This window comes from Kitasatospora sp. NPDC087861, from assembly GCF_044742585.1.
GTDB lineage: Bacteria > Actinomycetota > Actinomycetes > Streptomycetales > Streptomycetaceae > Kitasatospora.
Genome location: NZ_JBIUUS010000013.1, coordinates 218,610 through 228,129 on the forward strand (window position 1 = coordinate 218,610; position 9,520 = coordinate 228,129).

A 9,520-nucleotide genomic window follows, 5' to 3' on the forward strand; every position below is an offset into this window, starting at 1 on the left:
GGGCCAGCAGCGGGTCTTGGCGGCGGGCTCCCCCGGGTACTCATGGACCTATGACCTCCGCCGCCGAGCCCGCGCAGCCCCGCCCGGCCGCTACCTCCCCCGCACCCGGTCCCCCCGCCGCCCCCACCGCCAGCTACCGCCTCCAGCTGCAGCCCGGCTTCACCCTCCACGACGCCACCGCCGCCGTCCCCTACCTCGCCGCCCTCGGTGTCTCCCACCTGCACCTGTCCCCGCTGCTGGAGGCCACCCCCGGCTCCACCCACGGCTACGACACCGTCGACCACGGCCGGATCAGCGAGCAGCTCGGCGGCGAGGGCGCGCTGCGCTCCCTGGCCGCCGCCGCCCACCGGCACGGCCTGCGGCTGATCGTCGACGTGGTGCCCAACCACATGGCCGTGCCCGTCCCCGAACGGCTCAACCAGCCGCTGTGGCAGGTGCTGCGGGACGGGCCCGACTCGCCGTACGCGCACTGGTTCGACATCGACTGGGCCGCCCAGCCCGGGCCCACCGACGCCCCCGGTCGCGGCCGGGTGCTGCTGCCGCTGCTCGGCGACCGGCTCGGCGCCGTCCTGGACCAGCTGGTGGTGGACGGCGACGTGCTGCGCTACCACCAGCACGAGCTGCCGCTGCGGCCCGGCACCGCCGACCTGCCACTGACCGGGCTGCTCGCCCGCCAGTGGTACCGGCTCGCCTGGTGGCGGCTGGCCCGCACCGAACTCAACTACCGGCGCTTCTTCACCGTCAACGAGCTGATCGCCGTCCGGGTCGAGGAGCCCGAGGTGTTCGCCGCCACCCACGCCGTCCTGCTGCGGCTGCACGCCGAGGGCGTCGTCGACGGCTTCCGGATCGACCACCCCGACGGGCTCGCCGACCCGCGCGGCTACCTGCGGCGCCTCGCCCGGGCCAGCGGCGGGGCGTACACCGTCGTCGAGAAGATCCTCACCGGCGACGAGCGGCTGCCCGCCGACTGGCCGGTCGCCGGCACCACCGGCTACGACGCGTTGCGGCGCATCGACGGCGTGCTCACCGACCGCGCGGGCGCCGACCGGCTGGCCGGGGCGTACGAGGACTTCCTCGGCGGTCACCCCGCCCGGGTGCCCGGCGCCGGCCCCCACCCGGCGGTCGCCGCCGCCCGGCACGGGCGGGCCGACATGACCGGGCCGCGCGGCGAGCTGGCCGCCGAGGTCGAACGGCTGGTGCGCTGCGCCCTGCGGATCGGCGCCGCCGAGCCGGCGTACGCCGACCACGCGCCCTGGCAGCTGCGCGCGGCGCTGCGGCGGCTGCTCACCGGCTACCCGGCGTACCGGCCGTACGCCCGCCCCGGGGAGCCGGCGCCGCCGGGCTCCGCCGCGCAGCTGCGGGCGGCGCTGGACGGCTCGGCCGACCCGACGGACCGGCTGGTCGCCGCCCTGGCCCTCGGGGAGCTGGGGCGCGGGACGGACCGGGACGAGTTCTGCGTCCGCTTCGCGCAGACCGCCGCGGCCGTCGCCGCCAAGGGCGTCGAGGACACCGCCTTCTACCGGTGGAACGCGCTGCCCGGCCTCAACGAGGTCGGCGGCGAGCCCGGCCGGCCGGGGCTGCGCCCCGCCGAGTTCCACGACTGGTGCCGCTACCTGGAACACCGCTGGCCGCACAGCATGACCGCGCTGTCCACCCACGACACCAAGCGCAGCGCCGACGCCCGCGCCCGGCTCGCCGTCCTCGCCGAGCAGCCCGAGGCCTGGGCCGCCGAGGCCGCCGCCTGGTCCACCGCCGCCGGGCCCGGCCCCGACCGCGACGGCGACTGGCTGCTCTGGCACACCCTCGTCGCCGCCTGGCCGATCGACCCCGACCGGCTCGCCGCCGCCCTGCTCAAGTCCGCCCGCGAGGCCAAGCTGCGCACCTCGTGGACCGCCCCCGACACCGGCTACGAGCAGGCGCTCGCCGACCGCGCCCGCGCCGTCCTGGCCGAACCCGGGCTGCGGCCCCGGATCGAGGGCCTGGTGCACGCCCTCGCCCCGTACGCCCGCTCCAACACCCTCGCCGCCGCGCTGCTGCACCTCACCATCCCGGGCGTGCCCGACCTCTACCAGGGCAGCGAGGAGCCGCTGTACACCCTCGTCGACCCGGACAACCGGGGCGTGGTGGACCTCGGCGCGCTCGCCGTCCGGCTCACCGACTCGGCCACCGCGCGCCCCGGCGACCTCGCCCGCGAGAAGCTGCACCTCACCACGACGGCGCTGCACCTGCGGCGCTCCCGTCCGCTCGGGCCCTACCGGCCGCTGACCGCCGTCGGCGGCGGCGCCGACCACCTGCTGGCCTTCGCCCGCGGAGCGGACGTGGTCACCGCCGTCACCCGGCTGCCGTACGGGCTGGAGCGGGCCGGCGGCTGGCGGGACACCGTCCTGGAGCTGCCCGGGGGCGGGTCCTGGACGGACCGGCTGACCCTGCGGACCCACCCGGCGGGTGCGGTGCCGGTCACCGAACTGCTGGCGGACCACCCGGTGGCGCTGCTGACCAGGAGGGGCGAGAAGTGAGGACCTACCAGGTGTGGGCGCCGTCCGCGGCCGCCGTCTCGGTCGACGTCGACGGCGCCGCCCACGCGTTGGCGCGCTGCCCGGACCGGGCCGACTGGTGGTCGGGCGACGCGCCGGAGGGCGACTACGCGTTCCGCCTCGACGGCGGGCCGCCCCTGCCCGACCCGCGCTCGCCCTGGCAGCCGCACGGCCCGGACGGTCCCAGTCGGCCGGTCGACCACGCCGCGTTCCGCTGGTCGCAGACCGGCTGGCGCGGCCGCGCACTGCCCGGCGCGGTGCTGTACGAGCTGCACATCGGCACCTTCACCGCCCGCGGCACCTTCGAATCCGCAGCCGAACACCTGGACCACCTGGTCGAGTTGGGTGTCGACTTCGTCGAACTGATGCCGGTCTGCCCGTTCCCCGGCCGGCACGGCTGGGGCTACGACGGGGTCTCGCTCTGGGCCGTGCACGAGCCGTACGGCGGGCCCGAAGGGCTGAAGCGGTTCGTCGACGCCGCCCACCGCAAGGGCCTCGGGGTGGTCCTGGACGTGGTCCACAACCACCTCGGCCCCTCCGGCAACTACCTTCCCGCGTACGGCCCGTACTTCACCGACCGGCACCACACGCCGTGGGGCTCGGCCGTCAACCTGGACGCCCCCGGCTCCGACGAGGTGCGCCGCTACCTGATCGGCAGCGCGCTCGCCTGGCTGCGCGACTACCGGATCGACGGCCTGCGGCTGGACGCCGTACACGCCCTCGCGGACGACCGGGCGGTGCACTTCCTGGAGGAACTGTCCCACGAGGTCGAGAGGTTGGCCGTCTCGACCAACCGCCCGCTGTTCCTGATCGCCGAATCCGACCTCAACACCCCGCGCACCACCGCCCCGCGCGAAGCCGGCGGCCAGGGCCTCACCGCGCAGTGGAGCGACGACTTCCACCACGCCCTGCACTGCGCGCTCACCGGCGAATCCCAGGGCTACTACGGCGACTTCGCCCACCGGCCGCTCGCCGCCGTGGCCAAGACGCTCACCCGCGGGTTCTTCCACGACGGCACCTGGTCCGCCTTCCGCGGCCGCGGCCACGGCCGGCCGTTCCCCCCGGACGGCGGGCACCGGCTGCTCGGCTACCTGCAGACCCACGACCAGATCGGCAACCGGGCGCTCGGCGACCGCGTCTCCACCAGCCTGACCCCCGGCCGGCTCGCCTGCGGCGCCGCGCTGGTGCTCACCTCGCCGTTCACCCCGATGCTGTTCATGGGCGAGGAGTGGGGCGCCGCCACCCCCTGGCAGTACTTCACCGACCACACCGACCCGCAGCTCGCGGAGGCCGTCCGGCAGGGCCGGCGGCGGGAGTTCGCCGAACACGACTGGGCCGCGGAGGCCGTCCCCGACCCGCAGGAGCCCGCCACCCTCCTGCGGTCCGTCCTCGACTGGACCGAGCCCCGGCGCTCGCCGCACCGCGAACTCCTCGCCTGGTACCGGACGTTGATCCGGTTGCGGCGCGAACGGCCGGAGCTGTCCGACCCCGGCCTCGGCGCGGTGCGGGTGGCGTACGACGAGGCGGCGCGCTGGCTGGTGGTGCACCGGGGGCCGTACCGGGTCGCCGTCAACCTCGGCCCGGCCGAGGCCGTGCCGCCGCTGGACGGGACCGGGCGCGAGCTGGTCGCGGCCTTCGGGGCGGCGGCGCTGAACGGGACGGCGGTACGGCTGGGGGCGGACGCGGTGGCGATCGTCGCGGTGTGACGCACCACGCGCGTCACCAGAGGAAGGTGCCGATCCGCTCACGCAGCGAGGCGGCGTCCAGCCCGTACGCGGCCAGGTGCTCGTCGATCGAGCCGTAGTGCCGGTGCTCCTCGCGCGGCACGCCCAGGCCCAGCACCCGGTGCGGGCGGTCGGCCAGCGCCGCGTGCGCCTCGTTCGCGGAGGTGCCCGCCAGGTACGGCTCGACCAGCACCACGTCCGCCCGCTCCCCCGTCGCCGCCCGCAGCGAGGCCGCGTCGAAGGGGCGCACCGTCGCCGCGTACAGCACGGTGACGTCCAGGCCCTCGGTGGCCGCCAGCACCGCGTCCAGCATCGGCCCGACCGCGACGACCACGCCGCGCGAGCCCTGCCGCACGGTGCTGAACCGGCCCGCCTCGACCGGCACCGGCGCCGCGTTCTGGTGCGCCGAGAGCCGGACGTACACGTTGCGGTCGCCGTCCGCGACGGCGTGGCGCAGCAGCTGCTCGGCCTCGTCCGGGTGGCCCGGCACGTGGACCGTCCAGTCCGGCAGGGTGTCCAGCAGCGCGACGTCGCCCGGGGACATGTGGGTGCGGCCGCCGGCCGGCCAGTCGTAGGAGCCGGCCGCGCTCACCAGGACGGCGCCGACGCCCTGGTGGGTCAGGTCCAACTTGACCTGCTCGAAGGGCCGCTCGATGAGGAAGCTGGCGAAGGTGTGGGCGATCGGGCGCATCCCGGTCAGGGCCAGGCCGCCGGCCGCGCCGATCAGCAGCTGCTCGCGGATGCCGACGTTGACCACCCGGTCCGGGTGGCGCTCCTGCGCCGGGCCGAAGGCGGCCGCGCTGATGTCGGCGAGCACCACGGCCAGCCGCGGGTCCTCGTCCAGCAGTCGGGAGGTGACGTCGATGAAGCGGTCGCGCATGGTGTCCATCAGTGAAGTGCCTTTCACGGTGGGTCTGCTGGTGGTCTCGGGAGGTGCGGGGCTACGGGCTCTTGCTACGCGTCCTTGGGCTCGACCCGGGCGACCACCACGTGCGGGCGGCCCGGGTGCTCGGCCGTGAAGGCCCGGTACAGCGCCTCGTGGTCGCGGCCGTCCACCGTCTGCGTCGACCAGCCCTCGGCCGCGAACCGGGCCGCGATCCCGCCCTGCCAGCCGTGCGTGGCCGAGGAGTTGTCGATCACCACCACGTGCAGCCGGTCCAGCCCGTACGCGCCGGCGAAGGCCACCGCCTCGTGGTTGGAGCCCTCGTCGAACTCGGCGTCGCCGACCAGCACCCACACCGCCGGGTCGGCCAGGCCCTGCGCCCGCAGGCCCAGCGCGGTGCCGACGCCCAGCGGCAGCCCGTGCCCGAGCGAACCGGAGGCGATCTCCACCCCGGGGATCAGCGTCCGGTCCGGGTGGTGGCCGAGCGGCGAGTCGTAGCCGCCGAAGCTCGGCAGCACTCCGGGATCGACGAAGCCCTTGGCCGCCAGCACCGCGTAGTACGCCATCGGGCCGTGGCCCTTGGAGAGCAGGAAGCGGTCCCGGTCCTGGGCCGTGGCGCTCTCCGGAGTCACTCGCAGCACCCGGTCGTACAGCACCCAGAGCACGTCCAGGGTGGAGGTGGCGGCGGGGCCGTGCTTCTCGGCGCCGGTCATCAGGCCCATCAGGGCGGGCAGGTCCTCAAAACGGACGGTGTCCACGTTCGCGTTCGTCGTCATGCGAGAATCGTGCAACTTAAAGCTGACTTGAGGTCAAGCGGCTACAGTGGGTTCCCATGACCGCGACACCCGACCACGGCCGCGCGCCCGGCCCGCACCGCGACGACCTGGTCACCATCGGCCAGCTCGCCCGCCGCAGCGGCCTCGCCCCGTCCGCGCTGCGCTACTACGAGAGCCTCGGCCTCATCCACGCCACCCGCACCACCGGCGGCCAGCGCCGCTACACCCGCGGCACGCTGCGCCGGATCGCCTTCGTCCGCGCCGCCCAGCGCGTCGGCCTCTCCCTCGACGAGGCCCGGGTCGCGCTCGACCGGCTCCCCGAACGCCCCGCCCCCAGCGGCAGCGAATGGGACCGCGTCGCCGAGTCCTGGCAGAGCCGCATCGACGAGCAGATCGCCGAACTCCAGCGCCTCAAGGCCAAGCTGACCGGCTGCATCGGCTGCGGCTGCCTCTCCCTCTCCCGCTGCGCCCTCTACAACGCCGCCGACCGCGCCGGCGAGGCCGGCCCCGGCGCCCGTTACCTCCTCACCCGCGACCCGGACGGCGGACCGGAACCCGTCTCCCCGAACGCCGACGACTGCGGCACCTGCTGAGCCTCCTGACCCAAAACCCTTTGCCGCAGCCGCGCCCGCCCGCCTACCGTGCGCCCATGCTGCCTGTGGTGGAGACGGAAGAGCAGTGGGACGCGATCCTCCCCGACGAGGCGGTGATGCGCCCGGGCGCCACGGCGCTCTGCGCCGAACTCGGCCTCGCCGGGCTGCCGTTGGAGCGCTTCGCGGAAGGGTCCGTCCCGGTCTACGCGGTCGGCCGGGAGCACGTCCTCAAGCTGTTTCCGGCAGCCGACGCCGAGGACGGCGTCACCGAGGAGCGCGTCCTCACCCACCTCCAGGGCGCCCTGCCGATCCCCACCCCGGACGTCCGGGCCGCCGGCGCGTACGCCAACGGCTGGCGCTACGTGCTGATGTCACGCCTGCCCGGCGAGGGCCTGGCCCCCGCCTGGCCGCGGATCCCGCAGACCGACCGGGAGCGGATCGCCCACGACTGCGGCGAGGCCCTGGCCGTCCTGCACGCCCTCGACCCCGAACCGCTCGCCGACGTCCTCGGCCCCGGCGACTGGGGCGCCTTCCTCGCCCGGCAGCGGGCCGGCGCGGTGGCCCGGCAGCGCGAACGCGGGCTGGCCGAGGCCTGGTTGGAGCAGATCCCCGACTTCCTGGCCGCCGCGCCGCTGTCCCGGGCCCCGCAACGCGCCCTGCTGCACACCGAGTTCATGCGCGAACACCTGCTCGTCGACCCGGCCGACGGCTGGCGCCTCACCGGCCTGATCGACTTCGAACCCGCCATGATCGGGGACCCGGCCTACGACCTCGTCGCCGTCGGCCTCTTCGCCACCCGCGCCGACCCCCGCCTGCTCGGCTGCCTCCTGGCCGGATACGGGCGCGGCTTCGACCCGCGCCTGCTGATGGCGTATACGTTGCTCCATGTATACAGCCACCTGCCGTGGTACCTGAGGGAGTTGAAGCCGGTTTCCCGGACCTTGGACGACCTGGCCGAGGAGTGGTTCGGGGTCGCCTAGGCGCTGTCCGGCCGATCATTGATGGCCTGGCCTGACTGCTGCTTGAGGCGCCTGTGGCGGCTGCCTGAAGTCGATTGCCAGAGATCTGCCGCTGCGCGACCATCGTCGGATGGATACGGATGAGGGTCGGAAGCTGATTCGGGTCGTGCAGACGTGTGCTGCCTGCCCGTCACAGTGGGACGCCTGGACAGCAGACGGCCAGTACCTGCATCTCCGATACCGGCATGGTGAGGGCTGCGTCGAGTGGCACTCTGGGCCCGACGATGATGCCGACACGCCGGACTCTTGGAACGAGGGACTCGCGGGACTCCTTGTCGAGTGGGACGACGGCACCGACGGCGGTGTCATCAGCCTTGAGGACTTCCTCGCGGCAGCGGGCTTGGGGCTGGCGCCGGGTGCCTCGGTGAGCTGAGGTCGTGGCACGAGGTCAGGTGCGGAGCCAGATGACGAGGGCGGCCGCGGTGACGGTGCCGAGGAAGACGTAGCCGCGCTTGTCGTAGCGGGTCGCGACGGCGCGGGAGTTCTTCAGTCTGTTGATTGCCCGCTCGACGGTGTTGCGTTTCTTGTACCGCTCCTCGTCGAAGCCCGGTGGCCGTCCGCCTCGTGATCCTTTGCGCAGGCGGGCGGCCTGACTGTCGGCCTTCTCCGGAATCGTGTGCCGGATGGCGCGCCGCCGCAGGTACTGACGGCAAGGACCGTTGCTGTAAGCCTTATCGGCCGCGACGCTGTCGGGCTTCTTGCGGGGCCTACCCAACGCGAGCCGCGGGACCCGGATCTTCTCCAACACCGGGACAAACTGGGTGCAGTCGGCCCGCTGTCCCGGCGTGACGACCAGGGACAGCGGGCGGCAGCGGCCGTCTGCACTCAGGTGGATCTTGGTGGTGAACCCGCCGCGCGAGCGGCCAAGGCCCTCGCCTCCAGCACCACCTCCACCAGGCGGGCGACGAGGCTCTGCCACGGCGTCTCGTCCTGGTGTTCCCCTGGCCCAGCCCCCTTTGAGGCCAGGGCCGGCGGCGGGTCGGTGCGGGCACCGGCCGCGTGCTGGTGGGCCCGCACGATGGTGGAGTCCACAGAGACGTCCCAGTCGATCTCGCCGGCCGCGTCCGCTTCGGCCTGCACCTGCTGGAGCAGCCGTTCCCAGGTTCCGTCGGCCGACCACAGCCGGTGACGCTCGTAGACGGTCTTCCACGGCCCGAACCGCTCGGGAAGATCACGCCAGTGAACGCCCGTCCGCACCCGATGCAGAATCCCGTCGATCACCTGCCGATGGTCACGCCACCGGCCACAACGCCTGTTGCTCACCGGCAGGAACGGCCTCAACCGCTCCCACTCTGCATCCGTCAGATCACCACGCCCCATGCCCGAACCAACGACCAAGGCGGGCGATAGTCACATGATCGGGCGGACAAGTCCTAGTTGGGAGGACTGGTGGGCCGCTCACCCGTGATCGAGTCGATGATCTCGCCGTACATGGAGTTCCCAGGGCCGTCGTACTCCCACGGCGACTGTGCAGCGGGGTTCGGCTGGTTGGCCGAGTCGTAGATGACACTGCCGTTGTTGATAAGGCGGAAATCGCAGACGCCGTTGTAAACAATCCGGGTCGGATCGATAGCCTGCGCGTCGTGGAGGCCATTCGGGAAGGAATGCGTTTCGATCTTCACTATCGCCTGGCAGTAGGACGTAGTGAGGGTCACCTGCGAGGCTGCGTGAGCCGAGCCGTTGGCCAGCATCACACTACCCGCGACCATCGAGCCGACCACGGCAGCGCGCGCCCCGCGCTGCCCCAGCTTCCACTTCATGTGCTCCCCCTTGAAGTTCCGATCAGTTCGACAGCATGAGGCGTCGCCGCCCAGAAGTACGAGTCTCGCAGCGGTCCCGTGTCGCAAACAACCTCTAGTTCACGCCAATTCGCAACTTACCGGCAACGCCAGGCCCTAGTGTCCTGCGCCGGAGATCCGTCGTTAGATCGTGTGTGCTCTTCTCCTGATGTTCCAATGCGTCGTCGTGGACCCGCATGGGAACCGCTGTTG

At 73.5% G+C, this 9,520-nt stretch carries 9 protein-coding genes; 5 read left to right on the forward strand and 4 right to left on the reverse strand.

Translation table 11 applies throughout. From position 1 onward, the window contains the following. The first annotated feature begins 50 nt into the window (after positions 1 to 50). Entirely contained in the window at positions 51 to 2,516 is a 2,466-nt protein-coding gene (treY, locus tag ACIOJE_RS20355; protein ID WP_400777708.1) for a malto-oligosyltrehalose synthase, read from the forward strand. Continuing rightward, a complete protein-coding gene (treZ, locus tag ACIOJE_RS20360; protein ID WP_400777710.1) occupies positions 2,513 to 4,240 on the forward strand; it encodes a malto-oligosyltrehalose trehalohydrolase in 1,728 nt (575 codons plus the stop codon). Before treY ends, treZ begins: the two co-directional genes overlap by 4 nt. A gap of 13 nt (positions 4,241 to 4,253) precedes the next feature. Here treZ and ACIOJE_RS20365 read toward each other — a convergent pair whose 3' ends face one another. Together ACIOJE_RS20365 and ACIOJE_RS20370 are read right to left on the reverse strand one after the other, a co-directional pair. After that, positions 4,254 to 5,147: a transketolase family protein gene (locus tag ACIOJE_RS20365; protein ID WP_400663439.1), complete on the reverse strand. Its 894-nt coding sequence runs from the start codon at positions 5,145 to 5,147 to the stop codon at positions 4,254 to 4,256. A 65-nt stretch (positions 5,148 to 5,212) separates the two neighbouring features. Beyond that, entirely contained in the window at positions 5,213 to 5,917 is a 705-nt protein-coding gene (locus tag ACIOJE_RS20370; protein ID WP_280674308.1) for a transketolase, read from the reverse strand. A gap of 56 nt (positions 5,918 to 5,973) precedes the next feature. Between ACIOJE_RS20370 and soxR the strand changes: the two genes are divergently transcribed. The 3 genes from soxR to ACIOJE_RS20385 all read left to right on the forward strand — a co-directional run bounded on the left by soxR (position 5,974) and on the right by ACIOJE_RS20385 (position 7,902). Next, positions 5,974 to 6,510, forward strand: coding sequence for a redox-sensitive transcriptional activator SoxR (gene soxR / locus ACIOJE_RS20375; RefSeq protein ID WP_400777711.1), 537 nt, complete (start codon positions 5,974 to 5,976; stop codon positions 6,508 to 6,510). A 56-nt stretch (positions 6,511 to 6,566) separates the two neighbouring features. Beyond that, positions 6,567 to 7,490, forward strand: a complete 924-nt coding sequence (locus ACIOJE_RS20380; RefSeq protein WP_400777713.1) for a phosphotransferase family protein — start codon at positions 6,567 to 6,569, stop codon at positions 7,488 to 7,490. Positions 7,491 to 7,599: 109 nt separating this feature from the next. Beyond that, positions 7,600 to 7,902, forward strand: coding sequence for a hypothetical protein (locus ACIOJE_RS20385; protein ID WP_400777714.1), 303 nt, complete (start codon positions 7,600 to 7,602; stop codon positions 7,900 to 7,902). A gap of 15 nt (positions 7,903 to 7,917) precedes the next feature. On the opposite strand, the gene ACIOJE_RS20390 is transcribed toward ACIOJE_RS20385, so the two are convergent. Together ACIOJE_RS20390 and ACIOJE_RS20395 are read right to left on the reverse strand one after the other, a co-directional pair. After that, positions 7,918 to 8,849 (reverse strand): IS5 family transposase gene (locus tag ACIOJE_RS20390; protein WP_400777724.1). Its coding sequence is split into 2 segments (ribosomal slippage): positions 7,918 to 8,498 and positions 8,498 to 8,849, totalling 933 coding nucleotides; the frame shifts between segments, so codons are not numbered across the junction. Positions 8,850 to 8,902: 53 nt separating this feature from the next. Then, positions 8,903 to 9,289: a hypothetical protein gene (locus ACIOJE_RS20395; protein ID WP_400777716.1), complete on the reverse strand. Its 387-nt coding sequence runs from the start codon at positions 9,287 to 9,289 to the stop codon at positions 8,903 to 8,905. Positions 9,290 to 9,520 lie beyond the last annotated feature (231 nt).

Excerpts from the sequence above, each read along its gene's own strand:
- treY (WP_400777708.1), top strand. The coding sequence starts at position 51 with ATGACCTCCGCCGCCGAGCCCGCGCAGCCCCGCCCGGCCGCTACCTCC.
- ACIOJE_RS20385 (WP_400777714.1), top strand. The coding sequence starts at position 7,600 with ATGGATACGGATGAGGGTCGGAAGCTGATTCGGGTCGTGCAGACGTGT.
- ACIOJE_RS20395 (WP_400777716.1), bottom strand. The coding sequence starts at position 9,289 with ATGAAGTGGAAGCTGGGGCAGCGCGGGGCGCGCGCTGCCGTGGTCGGC.
- ACIOJE_RS20380 (WP_400777713.1), top strand. The coding sequence starts at position 6,567 with ATGCTGCCTGTGGTGGAGACGGAAGAGCAGTGGGACGCGATCCTCCCC.
- ACIOJE_RS20365 (WP_400663439.1), bottom strand. The coding sequence starts at position 5,147 with ATGGACACCATGCGCGACCGCTTCATCGACGTCACCTCCCGACTGCTG.
- ACIOJE_RS20370 (WP_280674308.1), bottom strand. The coding sequence starts at position 5,917 with ATGACGACGAACGCGAACGTGGACACCGTCCGTTTTGAGGACCTGCCC.
- soxR (WP_400777711.1), top strand. The coding sequence starts at position 5,974 with ATGACCGCGACACCCGACCACGGCCGCGCGCCCGGCCCGCACCGCGAC.